At 72.1% G+C, this 19282-nt stretch carries 19 protein-coding genes and 1 pseudogene; 12 read left to right on the top strand and 8 right to left on the bottom strand.

Annotated features, from left to right (window positions below; genetic code table 11):
- The first annotated feature begins 94 nt into the window (after positions 1 to 94).
- The gene (locus ACLVWQ_RS07825; RefSeq protein ID WP_414107498.1) at positions 95 to 844 is read left to right on the top strand and encodes an SDR family oxidoreductase; all 750 of its coding nucleotides are present in this window, start codon (positions 95 to 97) and stop codon (positions 842 to 844) included.
- Between the two features lie 52 nt (positions 845 to 896).
- Here ACLVWQ_RS07825 and ACLVWQ_RS07830 read toward each other — a convergent pair whose 3' ends face one another.
- The gene (locus tag ACLVWQ_RS07830; protein ID WP_414107499.1) at positions 897 to 1790 is read right to left on the bottom strand and encodes a LysR family transcriptional regulator; all 894 of its coding nucleotides are present in this window, start codon (positions 1788 to 1790) and stop codon (positions 897 to 899) included.
- A 237-nt stretch (positions 1791 to 2027) separates the two neighbouring features.
- On the opposite strand from ACLVWQ_RS07830, the gene ACLVWQ_RS07835 reads away from it, so the two are divergent.
- The 4 genes from ACLVWQ_RS07835 to ACLVWQ_RS07850 all read left to right on the top strand — a co-directional run bounded on the left by ACLVWQ_RS07835 (position 2028) and on the right by ACLVWQ_RS07850 (position 6850).
- Positions 2028 to 2795, top strand: coding sequence for an enoyl-CoA hydratase/isomerase family protein (locus ACLVWQ_RS07835; RefSeq protein ID WP_414107500.1), 768 nt, complete (start codon positions 2028 to 2030; stop codon positions 2793 to 2795).
- Between the two features lie 194 nt (positions 2796 to 2989).
- Entirely contained in the window at positions 2990 to 4009 is a 1020-nt protein-coding gene (gene mshB / locus ACLVWQ_RS07840; RefSeq protein ID WP_414107501.1) for an N-acetyl-1-D-myo-inositol-2-amino-2-deoxy-alpha-D-glucopyranoside deacetylase, read from the top strand.
- Complete coding sequence (locus tag ACLVWQ_RS07845; RefSeq protein ID WP_414107502.1) at positions 4009 to 4434, top strand: DUF6113 family protein; 426 nt, start codon at positions 4009 to 4011, stop codon at positions 4432 to 4434. The genes mshB and ACLVWQ_RS07845 overlap by 1 nt, the downstream gene beginning before the upstream one ends.
- Before the next feature lie 160 nt (positions 4435 to 4594).
- The gene (locus ACLVWQ_RS07850) at positions 4595 to 6850 is read left to right on the top strand and encodes a hypothetical protein (protein WP_414107503.1); all 2256 of its coding nucleotides are present in this window, start codon (positions 4595 to 4597) and stop codon (positions 6848 to 6850) included.
- 96 nt (positions 6851 to 6946) lie between these two features.
- Here the strand turns inward: ACLVWQ_RS07850 and ACLVWQ_RS07855 are convergent, their stop codons facing one another.
- The gene (locus tag ACLVWQ_RS07855) at positions 6947 to 7798 is read right to left on the bottom strand and encodes a tetratricopeptide repeat protein (RefSeq protein ID WP_414107504.1); all 852 of its coding nucleotides are present in this window, start codon (positions 7796 to 7798) and stop codon (positions 6947 to 6949) included.
- Positions 7799 to 7995: 197 nt separating this feature from the next.
- Positions 7996 to 9036, bottom strand: a pseudogene (locus ACLVWQ_RS07860) (GNAT family N-acetyltransferase); the annotation flags it as partial.
- Between the two features lie 111 nt (positions 9037 to 9147).
- Here ACLVWQ_RS07860 and fdxA point away from each other — a divergent pair.
- Both fdxA and ACLVWQ_RS07870 read left to right on the top strand, forming a co-directional pair.
- The gene (gene fdxA / locus ACLVWQ_RS07865; protein ID WP_003973842.1) at positions 9148 to 9468 is read left to right on the top strand and encodes a ferredoxin; all 321 of its coding nucleotides are present in this window, start codon (positions 9148 to 9150) and stop codon (positions 9466 to 9468) included.
- A gap of 179 nt (positions 9469 to 9647) precedes the next feature.
- On the top strand, positions 9648 to 10754 hold the full coding sequence (locus tag ACLVWQ_RS07870) for a bifunctional succinyldiaminopimelate transaminase/glutamate-prephenate aminotransferase (protein ID WP_414107505.1): 1107 nt from the start codon (positions 9648 to 9650) through the stop codon (positions 10752 to 10754).
- Positions 10755 to 10930: 176 nt separating this feature from the next.
- Here the strand turns inward: ACLVWQ_RS07870 and ACLVWQ_RS07875 are convergent, their stop codons facing one another.
- Both ACLVWQ_RS07875 and ACLVWQ_RS07880 read right to left on the bottom strand, forming a co-directional pair.
- Positions 10931 to 11335 (bottom strand): ATP-binding protein, encoded by a 405-nt coding sequence (locus ACLVWQ_RS07875; protein WP_414107506.1) that lies wholly within the window; start codon positions 11333 to 11335, stop codon positions 10931 to 10933.
- Positions 11336 to 11719: 384 nt separating this feature from the next.
- Positions 11720 to 12694, bottom strand: a complete 975-nt coding sequence (locus tag ACLVWQ_RS07880) for a heavy metal transporter (protein WP_414107815.1) — start codon at positions 12692 to 12694, stop codon at positions 11720 to 11722.
- 166 nt (positions 12695 to 12860) lie between these two features.
- Between ACLVWQ_RS07880 and dapE the strand changes: the two genes are divergently transcribed.
- Together dapE and ACLVWQ_RS07890 are read left to right on the top strand one after the other, a co-directional pair.
- Positions 12861 to 13940 carry a succinyl-diaminopimelate desuccinylase gene (dapE, locus tag ACLVWQ_RS07885; protein ID WP_414107507.1) on the top strand — a complete coding sequence of 360 codons (1080 nt, stop codon included), beginning with the start codon at positions 12861 to 12863 and terminating at the stop codon, positions 13938 to 13940.
- 89 nt (positions 13941 to 14029) lie between these two features.
- Entirely contained in the window at positions 14030 to 14788 is a 759-nt protein-coding gene (locus ACLVWQ_RS07890; protein WP_414107508.1) for a TIGR00730 family Rossman fold protein, read from the top strand.
- Positions 14789 to 14902: 114 nt separating this feature from the next.
- Here the strand turns inward: ACLVWQ_RS07890 and folP are convergent, their stop codons facing one another.
- Positions 14903 to 15763: a dihydropteroate synthase gene (gene folP, locus ACLVWQ_RS07895; protein WP_414107509.1), complete on the bottom strand. Its 861-nt coding sequence runs from the start codon at positions 15761 to 15763 to the stop codon at positions 14903 to 14905.
- A 149-nt stretch (positions 15764 to 15912) separates the two neighbouring features.
- On the opposite strand from folP, the gene ACLVWQ_RS07900 reads away from it, so the two are divergent.
- Entirely contained in the window at positions 15913 to 16263 is a 351-nt protein-coding gene (locus ACLVWQ_RS07900) for a DivIVA domain-containing protein (protein ID WP_414107510.1), read from the top strand.
- A gap of 8 nt (positions 16264 to 16271) precedes the next feature.
- On the top strand, positions 16272 to 16865 hold the full coding sequence (locus tag ACLVWQ_RS07905) for a DNA-3-methyladenine glycosylase I (protein ID WP_414107817.1): 594 nt from the start codon (positions 16272 to 16274) through the stop codon (positions 16863 to 16865).
- Positions 16866 to 16954: 89 nt separating this feature from the next.
- On the opposite strand, the gene ACLVWQ_RS07910 is transcribed toward ACLVWQ_RS07905, so the two are convergent.
- Positions 16955 to 17761: an enoyl-CoA hydratase/isomerase family protein gene (locus tag ACLVWQ_RS07910; protein ID WP_414107511.1), complete on the bottom strand. Its 807-nt coding sequence runs from the start codon at positions 17759 to 17761 to the stop codon at positions 16955 to 16957.
- A 360-nt stretch (positions 17762 to 18121) separates the two neighbouring features.
- Between ACLVWQ_RS07910 and ACLVWQ_RS07915 the strand changes: the two genes are divergently transcribed.
- Entirely contained in the window at positions 18122 to 18289 is a 168-nt protein-coding gene (locus ACLVWQ_RS07915) for a DUF3117 domain-containing protein (protein WP_003966491.1), read from the top strand.
- Positions 18290 to 18530: 241 nt separating this feature from the next.
- On the opposite strand, the gene ACLVWQ_RS07920 is transcribed toward ACLVWQ_RS07915, so the two are convergent.
- A complete protein-coding gene (locus ACLVWQ_RS07920; protein ID WP_414107818.1) occupies positions 18531 to 19229 on the bottom strand; it encodes an O-methyltransferase in 699 nt (232 codons plus the stop codon).
- Positions 19230 to 19282 lie beyond the last annotated feature (53 nt).

A 19282-nucleotide genomic window follows, 5' to 3' on the forward strand; every position in this document is an offset into this window, starting at 1 on the left:
GACAAGCGCTCCTCTCCCGCCCGTCCGCGGACGCCCGCAAGGTGGGTGCCGTGCGGGGTGCACCGGCCCCCGCGGCGAAGGAGAGAAGACCCCCATGCGAACCACGGGCAACACGATTCTGATCACGGGCGGCACCTCGGGCATCGGGCTCGGCCTGGCCCTGCGCTTCCGCCGGGCGGGCAACGAGGTGATCGTCGCCGGGCGGCGCGAGGACCTGCTCGACCGGATCGCGACCGACCACCCGGGCATCGGGACGATCGTCCTCGACGTCACCGACCCCACGTCGATCGCCCGTGCCCGCGAGACGGTGGCCTCCGACCACCCGGAGGTGAACGTCCTGGTGAACAACGCGGGCATCATGCTCCCCGAGAACCTCCTCGACGCCGACGCCGACTCCCTGCGCGTCGCCGAGGACACCGTGACCACCAACCTGCTCGGCCCGATCCGGATGGTCAACGCGCTCCTGCCCCATCTGAGGGCCAAGGACGACGCGGTCGTCATCAACGTCAGCTCCGGACTGGCGTTCGTACCGCTGCCGGTCACCCCGACCTACAACGCCACCAAGGCGGCGGTCCACTCCTTCAGCGAGAGCCTGCGCGTCCAGCTCGCCGGCACCTCCGTCAAGGTCGTCGAACTGGTCCCGCCGGCCGTGCGGACCACGCTGATGGGTCAGCAGGACAGCGAGCGGGCGATGCCGCTGGAGGACTTCCTCTCGGAGGCGATGACCCTCCTGCGCGACCAGCCCGACGCCACGGAGATCCTCGTGGAGAACGTCAAGTTCCTCCGCCACGCCGAGACGAACGGGACCTACGAGAAGGTCCTGGCCATGCTCGGCGGCCACTGAGTGCGGCGCGCCGCGGGCCGTGCCCGGCTGGACGGTCCGGGGACCGGTCCGGTCACCGGGGCTGGTCCAGGGCGGCGATCAGGTGGCCGAGGTCGAGGCGGTGGGAGCCCGCGTTCCACACGGCCCAGGTGCGCCGGACGATGGGGTGGCCGGCCAGCGGGAACCAGGCGACGGTGTCGGGCAGGGGCTGGGACCAGCTCGGGGGTGCCAGAGTGAAGGCGCGGCCGGCACTGACGGAGGCGAGTTTGACCTCGGCGATCAGTGGCTGTCCGTCGGGGACCTGCGGGCCCGGGTCGATGCCGTGGCTGCGCAGGACGGCGGTGAGCTCGTCGTACCAGGCCGGGCTGCCCGAGCGCGGGAAACCGACCCAGGTGAGTTCGTTCAGCGCTTCCAGCGGGATGCCGTCGGGTCCGGTCAGGTCGGCGCCGCGCTCCGCTGCGACCAGGACTCCCAGCTGTTCCTTGACGACCAGCATCGCGTCGAATTCCTGCCCCTGGGGGCGTTCCCGCAGCAGTCCCAGCTCAAGGTCGCCGCTGCGAAGTCGTGCGACCTGCTCGGAGGTGGACAGGTGCCGGGCGGTGACTCGCGTGCCGGGATGGGCGATGGACAGGTCGAGCAGGGCCTTGGACAGCAGGTCGGCGGGGAGTTCCAGGGGGATACCGATCCGGAGCGGGCCGGCGCTCCGCCCGGTCCGTGCGGCCATGACCGCGAGTGCCTGGTCGTAGCGGGCGAGTACGGCACGCGCCTCGGCCAGCAGTGTCAGGCCGGTCTCGGTGGCCCGCACACCGGTGGAGGAGCGGACGAGCAGCCGCTGGCCGAACTCGCGCTCCAGGGCGCCCACGGTCTGGGAGAGGGCGGGCTGGCTGATGTGCAGCCGCCGTGCCGCCGCCGACAGACCGCCCTCCTCCACCACCGCCACGAACGCACGCATCGCTCTGATCTCCATGCGCCCATCGCATCACAGCGCGCGTACGAGGAGCTGTGCGTGTGCGTGTGCGTGACCGCGGTGTGGCCGGCGGAGGCCGGGCCGAGCCACGTCCGACCCCATTCGCGGTGCTTATGGCGACCCTCGGCAGGTGCTCTGGCCTGGCACTGTGCGGGACTCCGGGACAGGAGTTGAGTAGGGGGCACAGGGCGGAACGACCGTCCGCCCACCCCCTTGCCGATGACCGAGGAGCTTTCCGTGTCCGAGCAGATCCCGTCCTATTTCACCGCGTTCAAGAACCTCGCGATGAGCCGCACGGCGTCAGGCGTGCTCACGCTGCGTTTCCACACCGACGACGGTCCGGCCACCTTCACCGGCGAGATGCACACCGACTTCCCGCGGGCCCTGTTCGAGATCGGTGAGGATCGCGACAACCGGGTCCTGGTGCTGACCGGCACCGGCGACCGGTTCATGACGGACATCGACGGCGCGAGCCTGGGCGACATCACCAAGCCGGCCCAGTGGGACCGCACCATCGCCGAGGGCCGCCGCGTGCTCCAGCGCCTGGTCGATCTGGAGATGCCGGTCATCGCCGCGGTCAACGGCCCCGTCTCCGTCCACAGCGAGTACGCCCTGGTGGCGGACATCGTCCTCGCCGCCGACACCACGGTCTTCTCCGACTTCCCGCATCTGACCTTCGGCATCGTCCCCGGCGACGGCATCCAGATCGCCTGGGAGGAGGCACTGGGCGTCAACCGGGCCCGCTACCTGACCCTCACTCAGGGCTCCTTCACCGCCGAGCAGGCCGAACGCTGGGGCGCCGTCGCCGAGGTGCTGCCCCTGGCGGAGGTCCTGCCCCGCGCCCAGCGGCTCGCCGAGGACCTGGCAGCCAAGCCGCAACTGCTCACCCGCTACCTCGCCATCACCCTGCGCCAGCGCATCAGCCGCCGGATGGCGGAGGGCCTCCAGGTCGGCATGGCGCTCGAAGGACTCACCGCCGCGGACCTCGCGTACCAGCAGCAGTGAGCGGGCACCGGCTGGACCTGGTCGGGCGAACGGGCCCCCACCGGACCCACCCGGCGTGGCCGGCGGCAGGCCGGCGCGGGCCTCGTGCCGGACCGGTGATCAGATCGGTGATCAAGGGCATGTCGTGCGGCCCCACCACGAGCGGACCCGGAGTGAGGCCACGGCGGGCGGCCGTGTCCTCGTAGGGTGGGCCCATGACCGAACCGCCCTCCTTCGGCCCCCGGCCAGGGGAACCCCCCTCCCGCTCCGCCGGGCGCCTGCTGCTCGTGCACGCGCATCCGGACGACGAGGCGATCAACAACGGCGCGACCATGGCCGGGTACGCGGCCACGGGCGCCCACGTCACCCTCGTGACCTGCACGCTGGGTGAGCTGGGCGAGGTCATCCCGCCCGAGCTCGCCCATCTGTCGGGACAGGCACTCGGCGCGCACCGGCGGACCGAGCTCGCCGCGGCCATGCGGGTGCTCGGGGTGCGGGACGCGCGGTTCCTCGGCGGTGCCGGCCGGTATCAGGACTCCGGGATGATGGGCGCCCCGGAGAACGACGACCCGCGCTGCTTCTGGCGGGCCGACGTCGACGAGGCCGCCGCGGACCTGGTGCGCGTGATCCGTGAGGTACGCCCTCATGTGCTCGTCACCTACGACCCGGACGGCGGCTACGGCCACCCGGACCACATCCAGGCCCACCGGGTCGCCATGCGGGCCGCCGACCTGGCGGCCGAGCCGGGCTTCCGGCCGGACCCCGGTCCCGGTACCGGCCTCGACGCCGGCCTCGGCGAACCGTGGACTATCGCAAAGATCTACTGGAACCGCGTACCGCGCTCGGTGGCCGAAGCGGGCTTCGCCCGGCTCAAGGACGTACTCGACGAGCTGCCGTTCCCCGCCTCCGCCGCACTCGACGACGTGCCGGGCGTGGTGGACGACTCCGTCGTCACCACGGAGATCGACGGCACCGCCCAGGCCGCCGTCAAGGCCGCCGCGATGCGGGCGCACGTCACCCAGATCGAGGTCGCGGAACCGTGGTTCGCCCTCTCCAACCGGCTCGCCCAGCCCCTCTTCCCCGTGGAGTACTACGAGTTGGTGCGTGGCGGGCGCACCGGCGCGGCGGACGAACACAAGACCGGCCTCGCACGTGAGACCGACCTGTTTGCAGGAATTGCGGCAGGAACCACGGCAGCGACAACCACGGCAGGCAGCACCGAAGGCGGTACCTGATGAACTCGGCGGACAAGACGAACGCGGGCAGCGCCCTCGCCCAGCCCCTGCGACCGCCCTCGGCCGCTCGGACCGTCGCCCACCTGGGACTCTTCGTGCTCGGTGCCGTCGTCGCGGTGGCCGGGGCGCTGATCCAGTCCGGCTGGTTCCCCGGCGGGCTGCTGCTGGCCCTGGCCGGTGCGGCGGGGCTCTTCCTGGGCGGCTCGCATGCCACCGGCGGCCGGGCCGGAGCGGTCGCCCCCGCGGCCGGCTGGATGGTCGCCGTGGTCCTGCTCACCGCCAGCCGCCCGGAGGGAGACTTCCTCTTCGCCGCGGGAGCCGGCTCGTATCTCTTCCTGCTCGGCGGGATGGCTGTGGCTGTGATGTGCGCCACCCTTGGCCAAGGGTGGCAACCACGAGGCTCCGCCGCCCGACTTGGGAAGTGACGTACCACTTCGCCACAGCGGGCAGGTGCAAGTCCGGTGTGGGTTTCCCTGACGGCCGCAAGATGAGGGAGTCAAGTGGCCAGTATGGTGGTGCGCGCCGCCGAGCCGCCCGAATCGAGGTCGAGTAAACGGGCGGTGGAGCCAACCAGGAGAACCTGCCTTGAGTCGTGAAACTGACAGTTCGTCCTCCGGGCCCAACGGGCGCGGGGGAACCGCATACCCGTCGGGGACTCCGCCGTACGGAACGCCGATGGCTTCCGACGCCGCCACCGACGCGGCTCGTACCGCTGGTGACCAGCCGGAACAGCCCAAGACCGAGACCACGTTGACGACGCGGATCCGCATCAACATCCCCGGATCCCGGCCGATTCCGCCGGTCGTCGTGCGCACGCCCGTCGCGAACGGGGAGTCCTCCGACGCCACGAGTGTGCCCAGGCCCGCCGCTCCGGACGCCGGACCGGGACCCGGTGCGGGCGCGCCCGTGGACTCCGACACGGGGACCCACACCATGCCCGCCGTCGGTGCGCCAGGTGCCGGAGGCGGCGTCCCCGCTCCCGGCGGCGAGAAGTCCAGCGACTGGTTCGCGCCACGCAAGTCCGGTGCGCCCAAGGGCGGTCCGGGCGGCGGCAACGCCAACGGCGCCGGAATGGCCGCGGGTTCGGCCGCTCAGGGCCCGGCCACGGGCACCGGCGCGGGAGCCGGCCCGGCGGCCGCTCCGCCCGGAGCGCGGCCCGGCGGTGCGGGTGCCCCGCCGAAGGGCACCGGCGGCACCGGCGCGGGACTGCCCGGCGCGGGCGGCACCGGTCCGGTGGCGCCCGGACACGGCGGCGGCACCGGGTCCTTCGACGTCTCCCGGGCACTGGCGGCCGGACCGCTGGGCTCAGGCCCCGGCACGTCCCCGTACCCGGCTCCGGCCCAGGCCGGCCCCGCGGCGGGCGACACCGGCACCGAACCCCGACGCGACGGACTCCCGTACTTCTCCGACGGCGCCCAGAGCGGCCAGGGGGGCCAGGGAGGTCCCTCCGGCCCGACCGGCGGACCCGTCACCGGGGGTACGCCACTGGCGGCACCCGGCGCCCCGGGTGCTCCCGGTGCTCCGGGCGGACAGGGCGGCGGCCCCGGCGTTCCGGACGCCTCCGCCTTCCCCGGCGGCAAGGGTCCGCAGAGCGGTTCCGCCTTCACCGGCGCCCCCGCGGGGGCCGGCGGCCCCGGTGGCGGGATGAGCGACGACACCGCGATCCTCACCCCGCAGAAGCCCGCCCCCGGACCCGGCGCCCCCGGCTACGGCGGCGTCGGCGACAACGTCTCCGGACACACCCTGACCAGCGGCATCCCCGTCGTGCCCCCGGCCCCGAACTCCCCGTTCGGACCGGGCGCGCACACCGAGGGGCCGCTGCCGCACCAGCCCCCGAAGCTGCCCGACCCGGTCTCACCGGCCGCGCCCGCGGCCTCGCGGCCCAAGAAGAAAAAGGGCCGCAACAAGCTGGTGCTCCTGGTCACCGGCGTGGTGACCCTGGGTGGGATCGTGTACGGCGCCGGACTGCTCATGAACCACTCCGACGTGCCCAAGGGCACCAGCGTGCTCGGCGTGGACATCGGCGGCGGCACCCGTGACGATGCCCTCCAGAAGCTCGACGACACCTTCAAGGCCCGTGCCGCCCAGCCGCTCCAGCTCTCGGTCGAGGGCGACACCGTCGCGCTCAAGCCGGACCAGGCCGGGCTCCAGCTCGACAGCCAGGCCACCGTGCGGGCCGCCGCGACCAGCGACTACAACCCGGTCTCGGTGATCGGCTCGCTGTTCGGCAACGGGCGGGTCGTCGCCCCCGTGATGCCCGTCGACGAGGAGAAGCTGGCTGCCGCCCTGGAGGGCGCCGCGGGCGGCTCCGGCTCGGCGACCGAGGGCACGATCAAGTTCCAGTCGGGCAAGGCCGTCGCCGTCTACGGCAAGGCGGGCAAGGGCATCGACATCGGCCGGTCGACCGAGGCCGTCGAGGCGGCGTACCGCACCCAGGTGGAGACCGGGAAGTCGGCCGCCGTGCGGGTGCCCACCACGGACAGGGAACCCAAGGTCGCCAAGGCCGAGGTCGACCGCATGATGAAGACGTTCGCGCAGCCGGCGATGTCGGGCCTCGTGACCGTCAAGGCGGGCTCGGCGGTGGTGCAGTTCAGCCCGGAGAACTCCCTGTGGAAGTTCCTCGCCGTCAAGGCCACCCCCGAGGGCAAGCTGGTCGACTACTACGACCTGCCCAAGCTGAAGGAGCTGTACGGCGGCGCGTTCGACGGCGTGCTGATCACCCGGGGCAACGGCAACAAGACCGCCGTGACCCCGCAGGACGTGGTCGGCGCACTGCGCCAGGCGCTGGTCGGCAAGACGGCCGCGGACCGTGTCGGCGTGATCGAGACCGACCCGAGCTAGGCCCTGGCCGGTCGCCGGAGTTGAGGCTGAAAGAGGGGGGGCACCCGGTGATCACCGGGTGCCCCCCCTTCAGCCTTGACAGGCATCCGTCTCGCCTCAGTTGAGCATCGCGCGGGCCGCGTGCGCCTGGCTCCGTACGCGGTCGGCCGCCGGCTCGTCGACGGCGGCCACGATCTCCGCGTACGCGTCGAGTTCGGTGGCCCCCGTGACGAAGTCCCCGCGCTGGACGAGGAGCTGGGCGCGCTCGTACCGCAGCCTCGCCGGGTGCGAGGGGAGCAGGAGCGAGAGGTCGACCGCCCAGAGAGCGACCTCGGAACGCTCGGGACGGGCGGCCGCCCAGGCACGGATGTTGTTGAGGACGCGCAGCACGACGTCGAGCGGATCGGCGGGCGAGAGCATCGAGGGGTCCAGCGGCGAACCGGTGGCGCCGGCCACCAGCAGATCGGCGTCGGAGCCCGTCAAAACCCGGCCGCCGTCGAAGGGGTCGACCAGGATCTGCTGTTCGGGCGGCCCGAAGCCGACGACGAAGTGACCGGGCAGCGGGACCCCGTAGACGGGCGCCCCGGCTCTCCTCGCCACCTCCATCCACACCACCGAGAGCAGGATGGGCAGCCCGCGGCGGCGCCGCAGCACCTCGTGGAGCAGCGAGGACTCCAGCCGCTGGTAGGCGCCGGGGGTACCGCGGAAGCCGTGGGTGCCGCCGAGGTGCTCGGCGAGCGCCGAGGCCCAGGACCGGGGTCCGCCGGGCCGGAACGGGAGTTCGCCGGCCAGCCGGTCCAGCTCGATCTGTGCCGCGTCCATCCCGGCCTCGGTCAGTTCCCGGTCCGCCTGGGCGCCCACCAGCAGGCACAGGGCCGACAGGTCGGGGCGCTCGGAGCGCGCCTCGTCGGCGAACCGCCGCCGCCATGTGGCGCTCCGCTCCGGGCCGGGGGGATGAAGAGGACGCATAGGTGCTTCGTGCCCTGTCATGCCGATCGATACCGGTCGGTGGCCCCACCACGGGGTTCCCTGCGGGAGCTGGGCGGGTTTTTGGCGGGGCCGGGGCCGGGAGTGTCGGTGTCGTGATCGGGTGCGGGTGCGGGTGCGGGTGGGTGGGGGCTGGTCGCGCGGTTCTCCGCGTCCCTTGCGGGGCTTGCCTCGGCGTCTCCTGCGGGGGCGGGGGCCCGGTAGTGGTGGTAGGCGTGATGGGTGGTGAAGCCCATGCGGGTGTAGAGCGTTCGGGCTCCCGTGTTGTCGGTCTCCACCTGCAGCCAGCCCGCCGAGGCGCCCTCGGCCAGGGCCCGGCGGGCGAGGGCCGTCATCACCGTGGTGGCGAGGCCCTGCCGGCGCAGCGCGGGGTCCACCTCGACCGCGGCGAACCCGGCCCAGCGGCCGTCGACCACACAGCGGCCGATCGCCGCGGGCACGCCCGGTTCGGCGCCCGGCACGGTCGCGAACCACACCGAGGGGCCGCTGCCCAGCACCTTCAGGGCCACCTCGCTCACCCCCTTGCGCTGGTAGCGGCCCAGCCATCCCTCGTCGGCCTCGCGCGACAGCGTGACCGTCCGCCCGGGGGCCGGGTCGGGAAGGTCGGCCACCGGTGCCAGCGCGCCGATCCACAGCTCGGCGCTCACCTCACGCACCCACCCGCGCGCCTCCAGCTCCGCGCACAGCGGCTCCTGCGTGCCCGCCGCGCCCGTCGCGGTCTGCGCGTACGCGGGCAGGCCCCGGGCCGCGTACCAGTCGCGTACGGCCGCCAGCGCCTCGTCCAGGGGTATGCCCGGATCGCCCAGGGGCAGCACCGAGTTGGCGCGCCGGGTGAAGCCGGACGCGGCCCGCAGCTCCCACCCGCCGAGCCGCTCGTGCTCCAGCGGGGGCCAGGCCCGTGCGGCGACACGCGCGAGTTCCTCGTACGAGGTGGCGGGGCCTCGTCGGCGGGCCGGGGCCGCGGGCACGACCTTGCCCGCCACCAGCGCCGATTCCGGAATACGGACACTTTCTCCGGACCGTCGTGTGATCAGCAGCACACCGTCGTCCCAGGATGTGAGAACGCCCACCGTGTCGGTGAACTTCTCACCCTCGGGAGCCCCTTCGCGCAACCGTCGCACCGAGATACGTTTCCCCACGTCAGCGGGGGTAACGCGGACCTCGAGCCGGAAGTGTGCAGAGAAATCCACAGCTCTGTCCAACCCTCCTGTTCGGATCATGCCCAAGAACGGAGATACTAGGTGCGGGCATCGACGACGCCGCGCTCCCGCGCGCCAGGTGGCGGGGCCTGAAGACGGCTCGCCAGCGCCCTATCGAGGAGGAACGACAGCGTGACCTACGTCATCGCGCAGCCTTGTGTCGACGTCAAGGACAAGGCGTGCATCGAGGAATGCCCGGTCGACTGCATCTACGAGGGCCAGCGGTCCTTGTACATCCACCCGGACGAATGCGTCGACTGTGGTGCCTGTGAGCCGGTCTGCCCGGTCGAGGCGATCTTCTACGAGGACGACACTCCTGAGGAGTGGAAGGACTACTACAAGGCGAACGTGGAGTTCTTCGACGAACTCGGCTCGCCCGGTGGTGCCAGCAAGCTGGGGCTCATCGAGCGCGACCATCCCTTTGTCGCAGCGCTGCCGCCGCAGAACCAGTAAGCGGTCCGTGCGTCCGCGGCCCCGCCCGGTGGTGTCCGGGGGTGTGCCGTCCGGGGCGTTGAGAAGCGTCCCAGGTCCCGTACGGCCCCGCCGCCGTACGGGACTTCGGTGTTTGCCGCACGCGCCGCACGCGCCCCACGCATTGCCGTACGCGCCCACACGAAAGCGAGCCTGAACCCGTGTCCGTAGTCTCCGACCGGCTTCCCGCCTTTCCCTGGGACAAGCTGGAGCCCTTCAAGGCGACGGCCGCCGCTCACCCGGGCGGCATCGTCGACCTCTCCGTCGGCACCCCGGTCGACCCGGTGCCCGCGCTGGTCCAGAAAGCTCTGATCGCGGCCGCCGACTCGCCCGGCTATCCCACGGTGTGGGGTACCCCGGAGCTGCGGGACGCGCTGGTCGACTGGTGCGGGCGACGGCTGGGCGCACGGGGCCTCACCCACCGCAACGTCCTGCCGGTGGTCGGCTCCAAGGAACTGGTGGCCTGGCTGCCGACCCAGCTGGGGCTCGGCCCGGGGGACACGGTGGCCCACCCGCGCCTGGCGTACCCGACGTACGAGGTCGGCGCCCGGCTGGCCCGCGCGGAGCACGTCTCCTACGGCGACCCGCTGGAGCTGGACCCCGCCGGGGTGAAGCTGCTGTGGCTCAACTCCCCGTCGAACCCCACGGGCCGGGTGCTCTCCCAGCAGGAGCTCACCCGGATCGTCGCCTGGGCGCGCGAGCACGGCATCCTCGTCTTCGCCGACGAGTGCTACATCGAACTGGGGTGGGAGGCCGACCCGGTCTCGGTCCTGCACCCCGAGGTGTGCGGCGGTTCGTACGAGGGGATCGTGGCGGTCCACTCGCTGTCGAAGCGGTCGAACCTCGCGGGCTACCGGGCGGCGTTCCTGGCCGGTGACCCCGCGGTCCTGGGCGACCTGCTCCAGATCCGCAAGCACGGCGGCATGATGACGTCCGCGCCCACGCAGGCCGCCACGGTCGCCGCGCTCTCGGACGACACCCACGTCCATGAGCAGCGCGAGCGGTACGTGGCCCGCCGCGAGATCCTGCGCGACGCCCTCGTGAAGCACGGCTTCCGTATCGAGCACAGCGAGGCGAGCCTCTACCTCTGGGCGACCCGCGACGAGTCCTGCTGGGCCACGGTGGCCCACCTGGCCGCCCTGGGCATCCTGGTGGCCCCGGGCGACTTCTACGGCCCCGCGGGCGACACCTTCGTACGCGTAGCCCTGACAGCCACAGACGAACGGATCAAAACAGCGGCAACCCGCCTCTCCGACAACACCCCCTGACAAGACCGATCGCTTTTCAGGGGCGCGGGGAACTGCGCGCTCGGCCACGACGCACCCGCACAAGCCCTCCGGCCCGTCACACACTCCAGGCACACGCGAAGGGGCCCAGGGAAACCCCCTGGACCCCTTCGACCGTGCCGTACAGCCCCGGCGGCAAGCCGACAGCGCGAGACCGACTAACCGAGCGGCAACCCCTGCAGCGGCAGCTGCCCGGTCGGCAGCCCCTCACCGGCAGACCCCGCGGCGTCACCGAGCACGGACCCCGCGGTCCCGGCGACATCCCCGGCGGCCTTCTGCGCGGCGGGCTTCGCGGGCTTCGCGTGCTTGCCGCCCTTCTTGCCCGCGGCCGGCACGGCCTTCTTCGCGGCCTTGCCGCCCGCGTCGCCGACCTTCCCGGTGGCCTGCTGCGCGACACCGTCGACGGTGGTGCCCGCGTGGTCCAGAGCGGACAGACCGCCGAGGTCGGGGGCGGCCGGCAGTTCGGCCGCGCTCGCGGAGCCGGCCGCAGCGACCATGGGCACCGCTCCCGCTGCGATGAGCAGCGCGGTGCGGGCGATCCGGCGGGTCAGGGGGAGGGACATGGTGCTCCTTTGACGGAAGGGAACGGTGAGGTGTGCCACCGAGCCCGGCAGTCGACCGACTGGATGTCGGACGGCTGTCGATCGACCGGCTGCTGATCGTCCGGGCTCGGACGCAGTGACTACCGCTCGAACTCCGCGAAGGTTGCGGTGGTCCGACGTAAAGAGTTGGTAATGCGTCGCATTATCGGCTGCGGATAAACCCGGGCGAAGCGGTCCTGGGCGGAAAGCCCGCAGAACCCCTACAGCCCTTTGTCCTCAAGGGATTTGCCGTACCCGAGGCGGGCGTGGGGGCGACACGCGGAAAGCCGCGGAGAGGCGTCGGAACGGCACGCCGGAAGTGCCCCCGACGAGTGAGGAACCGTACTGCTGCCCGGTACTACCGCACTACTGCCCGGTGACGATGCGCACTTCTGCCGTGGAGCTCTTCGCGGAGCGCCCGGCGGCCGGCCCGTCGCTGCGCCACTCGCTCCGGGTGTTCCCCGCCGTCCACACCCGGCCCGCGTACGCGACCTGCTCGATGTGCAGCGCGGACGAGTTGGCCACGGCCCAGTGCGCGAGGGCCCAGCCGCGCTGCCGCTCCCCGCCCCCGGCGGCCGAGGCCCTCGGCACGGTCACGGTCATCGTGCGCGCGCCGCCGGGACCACCCGCTCCGGCGGACGGCGCCGAGGACGGGTCGGTGTCCGAGGAGGTGGCCGGGGGACTGGAGGCGGTCACCTCGGCCCCCGCCTCCTGGAAGACGCCGCGCCCGAAGTCCCGCGCCAGCGCGGCACGCACCGGCTCGGGACCGCCCGGCCGTGCGTCCCGGCGGCCCTCGCAGGTGAGCGTGGCGGCGGCGTGTCCGGTCAGGGCCGCCGCGAGGAGCGTGGCGTCCGGTTCGTGCTTCGCGTACGCCTCCGGGTAGGCGCTGCGCTGGACGCGCTGCGCGGCGACGGTGAGCGGCAGTCGCGCGTAGTCCCGCACCTTGTCCAGGTGTTCGTAGAACTCGGTCGCCGCGTACGTCGGGTCCAGGATCTCCTTCCTGGTGCCCCAGCCCTGCGAGGGCCGCTGCTGGAAGAGTCCGAGCGAATCACGGTCGCCGTGGCGGATGTTGCGCAGGGCGGACTCCTGGAGCGCCGTCGCAAGCGCGATCGTGACGGCCCGCTCGGGCATGCCGCGGTTGGTGCCGACCGCCGAGATCGTCGCCGCGTTCACCGCTTGCTCCGCCGTGAACTCGTACGCCGTGCCGTCGCCCTTGCCCGAGACGACGGTGCACTTCGGCACTCCGGACCCGCCGGTCACGTACTGGACGGTGAGATAACCGGCGACGCCGAGCAGCACGACGAGGGCCGATCCGAAACGGAGGAAACGGCTACGGCGCACCGGAGGGGCGGCGGCGTCGGCAGTGGCGGAGGAGGCGGTTTGCTCTTGCACGGGGCCAAGATACTGGAGAGTACTGTCGGGTCTTCGTGAGCTTGTGGACAAGCGAGTGAGGTTGTGGACAACCGGTCGGGAAGCCCGAAGCGCTGGGCGCGTTAGGGTCGACGGCATGGCCGACACCCCACTTGACCTCACGCTGGACGCCGCCGGGCTCACCGCGCAGCTCGTCGACTTCCCTTCGGAGAGCGGCGCCGAGAAGCCCCTCGCGGACGCCGTCGAGACCGCCCTGCGCGCCCTGCCGCACCTCACGGTCGACCGGTACGGCAACAACGTCCTCGCGCGTACGAACCTGGGCCGGGCCGAGCGCGTGGTCCTGGCCGGACACATCGACACGGTCCCCATCGCGGGGAACGTGCCGTCGCGCCTCGACGAGGACGGCGTCCTCTGGGGCTGCGGCACCTGCGACATGAAGTCGGGCGTCGCGGTGCAGCTGCGGATCGCGGCCACGGTTCCGGCCCCCAACCGCGACCTCACCTTCATCTTCTACGACAACGAAGAGGTCGCCGCGGACCTGAACGGCCTGAAGCACGTGGCCGAGGCCCGCCCGGAGTGGCTGGAGGGCGACTTCGCGGTCCTCCTCGAGCCGTCCGACGGGCAGGTCGAGGGCGGCTGCCAGGGAACCCTGCGGGTGCTGCTGAGGACGACGGGCGAGCGGGCGCACTCCGCGCGCAGCTGGATGGGCTCCAACGCCATCCACGCGGCCTCCCCGATCCTCGCGCGCCTGGCCTCCTACGAGCCGCGCTACCCGGTCATCGACGGCCTGGAGTACCGCGAGGGCCTGAACGCCGTCGGGATCACGGGCGGGGTGGCGGGCAACGTCATCCCCGACGAGTGCGTGGTGAGCGTCAACTTCCGTTACGCGCCCGACCGCAGCGAGGAGGAGGCCCTCGCCCATGTCCGTGAGGTCTTCGCGGACTGCGGTGTCGACGAGTTCGTCGTCGACGACCACAGCGGCGCCGCGCTGCCGGGCCTGTCCCACCCCGCCGCGGCCGCCTTCATCGAGGCCGTCGGGGGCACCCCCCAGCCCAAGTACGGCTGGACGGACGTCTCCCGCTTCAGCGCGCTCGGTGTCCCGGCGGTCAACTACGGTCCCGGCAATCCGCACTTGGCGCACAAGCGGGACGAAAGGGTGGAAACGGCGAAGATCCTCGCGGGTGAAGAGCGGCTGAGGGCCTGGCTGACGGCTTGACGTTCGGTGAAGACATGCCTGCGTCCCCCCTCCGTAACCGGCGTGGATCTACGCTGAGGTGGAACGATCGGCAAGCGGAGGGAGCGGACATGGCTACCGGCAACCCCGAGGGCAGCAAGCAGCCACCGGAGGAGCAGCAGCTGGGCCCCGTGCTGCGCAGGCGGGGGCAGGTGCAGGCGAGCACGACGGACCAGCGGCTGCTGGACGCGGGCGGGCCGTCGGACTGGGTGCACACCGATCCCTGGCGCGTGCTGCGCATCCAGTCGGAGTTCATCGAGGGCTTCGGCACCCTCGCCGAACTCCCGCCCGCCATCAGCGTGTTCGGCTCGGCGCGCACACCGGCCGGCTCTTCCGAGTACGAGGCCGGGGTCGCGCTCGGCCGCGGCCTGGTCGAGGCGGGCTTCGCGGTGATCACCGGCGGTGGGCCCGGGGCCATGGAGGCGGCCAACAAGGGCGCCTGCGAGGCGAAGGGCGTCTCCGTCGGCCTCGGCATCGAGCTGCCCTTCGAGCAGGGGCTCAACGAGTACGTCGACATCGGCCTCAACTTCCGGTACTTCTTCGTCCGCAAGATGATGTTCGTCAAGTACGCGCAGGGGTTCGTGGTCCTGCCCGGCGGCCTGGGCACCCTCGACGAACTCTTCGAGGCCCTCACCCTCGTCCAGACCCAGAAGGTGACACGCTTCCCGATCGTGCTCTTCGGCACGGAGTACTGGGGCGGCCTGGTGGACTGGCTCAAGAACACCCTGATCGCCCAGGGCAAGGCCTCGGAGAAGGACCTGCTCCTGTTCCACCTGACGGATGACGTGGACGAGGCGGTGGCACTGGTGTCGAAGGAGGCGGGAAGGTAGACCCGAGCCCCTGTCTTTTCGGGGGCGCGGGGAACTGCGCAGTCTTTTGGCGGGGGCCTGGGGGCGGCAGCCCCCAGGGACGGGACGGGAAGGGGCGGCGGGGGCGAAACCCTCTCAGGCAAGCCCCCGCCGGGCCACCGCCGGCGCCCGATGCCCCGCGATCGACGCCACCATGTCCAGCACCTGCCGCGTCTCCGCGACTTCGTGAACCCGGTACACCTGAGCCCCCAGCCACGCCGAGACCGCGGTCGTCGCCAGCGTCCCCACCACCCGCTCCTTCACCGGCCGGTCGAGCGTCTCCCCCACGAAGTCCTTGTTGGACAGCGAGACCAGCACGGGCCACCCCGTCTCCACCATCTCCCCGAGCCGACGCGTCGCCTCAAGACTGTGCCGCGTGTTCTTCCCGAAGTCGTGCCCCGGATCGATGAGCACGGACTCCCGGGGCACGCCCAGCGAAACGGCCCGCTCGGCCAGCCCCACGGTCACCCGAAGGATGTCCGCCATGACGTCGTCGTAGGTGACGCGATGCGGCCGCGTACGAGGCTCCGCGCCCCCCGCGTGCGTACACACGATCCCCGCCCCGTACCGCCCGGCGACCTCCGCGAGCCGCGGATCGACCCCGCCCCACGCGTCGTTGAGCACGTCCGCGCCGGCCTCGCACACGGCCTCGCCCACCTCGTGCCGCCAGGTGTCGACGCTGATGATCACATCGGGGAAGCGGCGCCGTACCTCGGCGACGAAGCCGACGGTCCGCCGTGCCTCTTCCTCGGCGGTCACCTCTTCACCCGGTCCGGCCTTCACCCCGCCGATGTCGACGATGGCGGCTCCCTCGGAGACCGCCTGCTCCACGCGCGCGAGCGCGGGCTCGTCGCGGAAGGTGGCCCCCTGGTCGTAGAAGGAGTCCGGGGTGCGGTTCACGATCGCCATGATCACCGGTTCGTGCGCGCCGAACTCGCGCCTGCCCAGCCTGAGCATCCCCTGTGACCTCTCCAGTAGTCGGCAGCGGAGGTCGCTGTTCCGCCGCCTGCGACCCTAGCTGTCACCGTCGCATGGCACGATCGGTGCCTGACACTTTCCGTGCCGACGCGCCCTGCGCCGGCATCAGAGCGTGGGGACCCTCAGAGATGTACATGTTCCTGTTCCTGGTCGTCGCCCTCGTCGTCGTGGTCGGCGCGGTGACCCTTTCCGTGGTGGGAGGCGGCGACCGCGGAGTCCTCCCCGAGGCGTCGCCGGAGCGCCTGCGGGACCCGCTGCCCCTGGACCGCCCGGTGCACCGCCCGGACGTGGAGGCACTGCGCTTCCCGGTGACCCTGCGCGGCTACCGCATGGCCGACGTGGACGACGCCCTGGGCCGCCTCGGCGCCGAACTGGCCGAGCGGGACTCCCGGATCGCCGACCTGGAGTCCGCGCTGGCCGGCGCCCGCTCGACCGCGGTCACCTCCTTGCGGAAGCCCGAAGAGGAGGACCACCGGTGAGTGATCCGGTGAGCGACGCGGTGAAGGGCGCCGACGGGGCGCCGCGCTGCCCCTGGGCCCTGTCCACCGAGGACTACGTGGCGTACCACGACGAGGAGTGGGGCCGCCCGGTCCACGGCGACGACGCGCTGTACGAGCGGCTGTGCCTGGAGGCCTTCCAGTCGGGCCTGTCCTGGATCACGATCCTGCGCCGCCGCGAGGGCTTCCGCGCCGCCTTCGCCGACTTCAAGATCTCCGAGGTGGCGAGGTTCACGGACGCCGACAAGGAGCGCCTCCTCGCCGACACGGGCATCATCCGCAACCGCGCCAAGATCGACGCGACGGTCGCCAACGCGCGCGTGCTGGCCGACTGGGCCCCCGGCGAACTGGACGGGCTGATCTGGTCCTTCGCGCCCGACCCGGCGACGCGCCCGGCCCCGAAGAGACTCTCGGACGTCCCGGCCGTCACCGACGAGTCGACCGCCCTCTCCAAGACCCTCAAGAAGCGAGGCATCCGCTTCGTGGGTCCCACGACGGCGTACGCCCTGATGCAGGCGTGCGGTCTGGTCGACGACCACCTGGCGGACTGCAAGGCCAGAGGCAAGGCCGGAGGCGCCGCGTAAGCCGTGATGAGGGGCGCCCTGAGAGGGGCGTGGGGACCGCGCGACCAGCCCCCACCGGACGGCACCGGCGAACCCGGCCCCGTCCCGTCCTACCGGCCCAGGTACTTCGGCTTCTCCTTGTTGACGAACGCCTGCACGGCGATCACATGGTCCTCGGAGGACCCGGCCCGCGTCTGCAGCTCGTCCTCCTTCTCCAGCGTCTCGTCCAGCGAGTGCGAGAGCCCGAACGCGAGGGACTCCTTGAGCGCGGCGTACGCCAGGGTCGGCCCCTCGGCCAGCGAGCGGGCCAGCTTCAGGGCCTCGGCGGCGAGATCGGCGGCGGGCACGATCCGGTTCGCGATCCCCAGCTCGTACGCCTCCTGCGCGGTGATGCTGCGCGGGAAGAGCAGCAGGTCAGCGGCGCGCGAGGGGCCGACGACCCGGGGCAGTGTCCAGGAGATCCCGGAGTCGGCGGTCAACGCGACCCCGGCGAACGACGTGTTGAAGGCGGCCGTGTCGGCGACGATGCGGTAGTCCGCGGCGAGCGCGAATCCGAAACCCGCGCCGGCCGCCACGCCGTTGACCGCGGCCACCACCGGCTTCGCCGCCCCGGTCAGGGCCCGCACGATCGGGTTGTAGTGCTCCGCGACCGTGCTCATCACGCCTTCGTCCGAGCCCGACTCGCGTGTCGCCAGCAGCAGACCGATGTGTTCCTTGAGATCCTGGCCCACACAGAACGCGCGGTCGCCGGCGGCGGTGAGCAGCACGGCCCGAACGGAGTCGTCCGCCGCGGCCGACCGAGCCGCCTCCCGGAAGGCGACCTTGGTCTCGGTGTTCATCGCGTTCATCGCCTCGGGGCGGTTCAGCGTGATCGTCGCGAGTCCGTCGGTCACCTCGTAGAGCACGGTGTCGGTCATGATGGTCCCCTCAGAGGTCGCGGCTCCGTCGTACCCGCCGGTACGACTGCTTCCGATGACAGCATGGCGGAGATCATGGTGAGCGGCGGGGTTCGTACATGTGACCTGCGTCAAAGAATTCCGCTGTCCGAAAGTCCATGCGGTGGCGCAGTATCGCAGTCACACCGCCGAATTGGGTGGTTTTGCTCAAGCGCGTTGCGCAAGCGATGCCGACCGATGTTGGTCATCGGGTCCTGAGATGCGGGATAATGGCTTGGAAGCAATGTGTTCGATGCCGGTGACGCGTGTCCGACGAGAGGATGCGTGCCCTTCAACGGGGCCGTCGGCGACGATGAGCTGGTTTCAGGAAGGGGAACGAGCATGGCGGCCATGAAGCCGCGGACGGGCGATGGCCCGCTCGAGGTGACCAAGGAGGGGCGGGGCATCGTCATGCGCGTTCCGCTCGAAGGCGGCGGTCGGCTCGTCGTCGAGCTGACCCCCGACGAGGCCGACGCGCTCGGCGACGCCCTCAAGAAGGTCGTCGGCTGACGCGGAACGCGACCATACCCTTCCACTGCCCCGGCATCAACGCGATGCCGGGGCAGTGGTGTTTCCGGGGTGTGCGACGGGTGCCCGCCGAAGGTTTCGGCGCGGGGCGGCGGCTGCGTCTGTGCAGGTCGGTGCGTTGTTGTGAGTGTGTTGTGCGCATCGGTCCGGAGCGGGTCCGGAGCGGGTCCGGGGCGGGTCCGGAGCGGTCGGGGGTGGCTCGGCGGCAGGCGGCGCGGCCGGCTCAGCGCTTGACCGCGCACAGCAGGCCGTCGCCGACCGGCAGCAGCGAGGGGATCAGCTCCTGGCTCTCACGGACCGCGCGCAGCAGCTCGCGCAGGCGCAGCACCTCCGTGGGCTGCGGGCCCGACTCCACCGTCCGGCCGTGCGCGAAGACGCCCTCGAACGCGACGAGGCCGCCCGGCCGGAGCAGGCGCAACGATTCATCGAGGTAGTCCAGGCTCTCCAGCCGGTCCCCGTCGCAGAAGACGAGGTCGTATCCGGCGTCCGCGAGCCGGGGCAGGACGTCCAGCGCGCGGCCCGGGATGAAGCGGGCCCGGTTGCTGGCGAAGCCGGACGCGCGGAAGGCCTGACGGGCGAACTGCTGGTGCTCGGGCTCCGGATCCACGGTCGTCAGTACGCCGTCCGGGCGCATGCCGTGCAGCAGATGAATGCCCGAGACGCCGGTTCCGGTACCGATCTCCGCGACCGATTTGGCGTCCACGGTGGAGGCGAGCAGTCGCAGCGCGGCGCCCGTGCCGGGCGACACCGAGCGCAGCCCTGCTTCCCGGGCCCGGTCCCGGGCCCAGTGCAGTGCCTCGTCCTCGGCGACAAAGGCGTCGGCGAACGCCCAGCTCGTCAGCCGGTTGCCGGTAATGGCCCTCTCCTGTCCCCGTGGTTGCCTGGGCGTGACTGTATCCGTTGCCGCCGGGAACCCGCAGATGGGACCAGGCGTTTAGAGAGAGTGGGGAACTACGCGGGGGTGACGGATGAATC

Origin of the sequence: Streptomyces sp. CWNU-52B, from assembly GCF_047444975.1 — a bacterium.
Taxonomy (GTDB): domain Bacteria; phylum Actinomycetota; class Actinomycetes; order Streptomycetales; family Streptomycetaceae; genus Streptomyces.

Excerpts from the sequence above, each read along its gene's own strand:
- ACLVWQ_RS07825 (WP_414107498.1), top strand. The coding sequence starts at position 95 with ATGCGAACCACGGGCAACACGATTCTGATCACGGGCGGCACCTCGGGC.
- ACLVWQ_RS07830 (WP_414107499.1), bottom strand. The coding sequence starts at position 1,790 with ATGGAGATCAGAGCGATGCGTGCGTTCGTGGCGGTGGTGGAGGAGGGC.
- mshB (WP_414107501.1), top strand. The coding sequence starts at position 2,990 with ATGACCGAACCGCCCTCCTTCGGCCCCCGGCCAGGGGAACCCCCCTCC.
- ACLVWQ_RS07845 (WP_414107502.1), top strand. The coding sequence starts at position 4,009 with ATGAACTCGGCGGACAAGACGAACGCGGGCAGCGCCCTCGCCCAGCCC.
- ACLVWQ_RS07855 (WP_414107504.1), bottom strand. The coding sequence starts at position 7,798 with ATGCGTCCTCTTCATCCCCCCGGCCCGGAGCGGAGCGCCACATGGCGG.
- ACLVWQ_RS07875 (WP_414107506.1), bottom strand. The coding sequence starts at position 11,335 with ATGTCCCTCCCCCTGACCCGCCGGATCGCCCGCACCGCGCTGCTCATC.
- dapE (WP_414107507.1), top strand. The coding sequence starts at position 12,861 with ATGGCCGACACCCCACTTGACCTCACGCTGGACGCCGCCGGGCTCACC.
- ACLVWQ_RS07890 (WP_414107508.1), top strand. The coding sequence starts at position 14,030 with ATGGCTACCGGCAACCCCGAGGGCAGCAAGCAGCCACCGGAGGAGCAG.
- folP (WP_414107509.1), bottom strand. The coding sequence starts at position 15,763 with ATGCTCAGGCTGGGCAGGCGCGAGTTCGGCGCGCACGAACCGGTGATC.
- ACLVWQ_RS07900 (WP_414107510.1), top strand. The coding sequence starts at position 15,913 with ATGTACATGTTCCTGTTCCTGGTCGTCGCCCTCGTCGTCGTGGTCGGC.
- ACLVWQ_RS07910 (WP_414107511.1), bottom strand. The coding sequence starts at position 17,761 with ATGACCGACACCGTGCTCTACGAGGTGACCGACGGACTCGCGACGATC.
- ACLVWQ_RS07915 (WP_003966491.1), top strand. The coding sequence starts at position 18,122 with ATGGCGGCCATGAAGCCGCGGACGGGCGATGGCCCGCTCGAGGTGACC.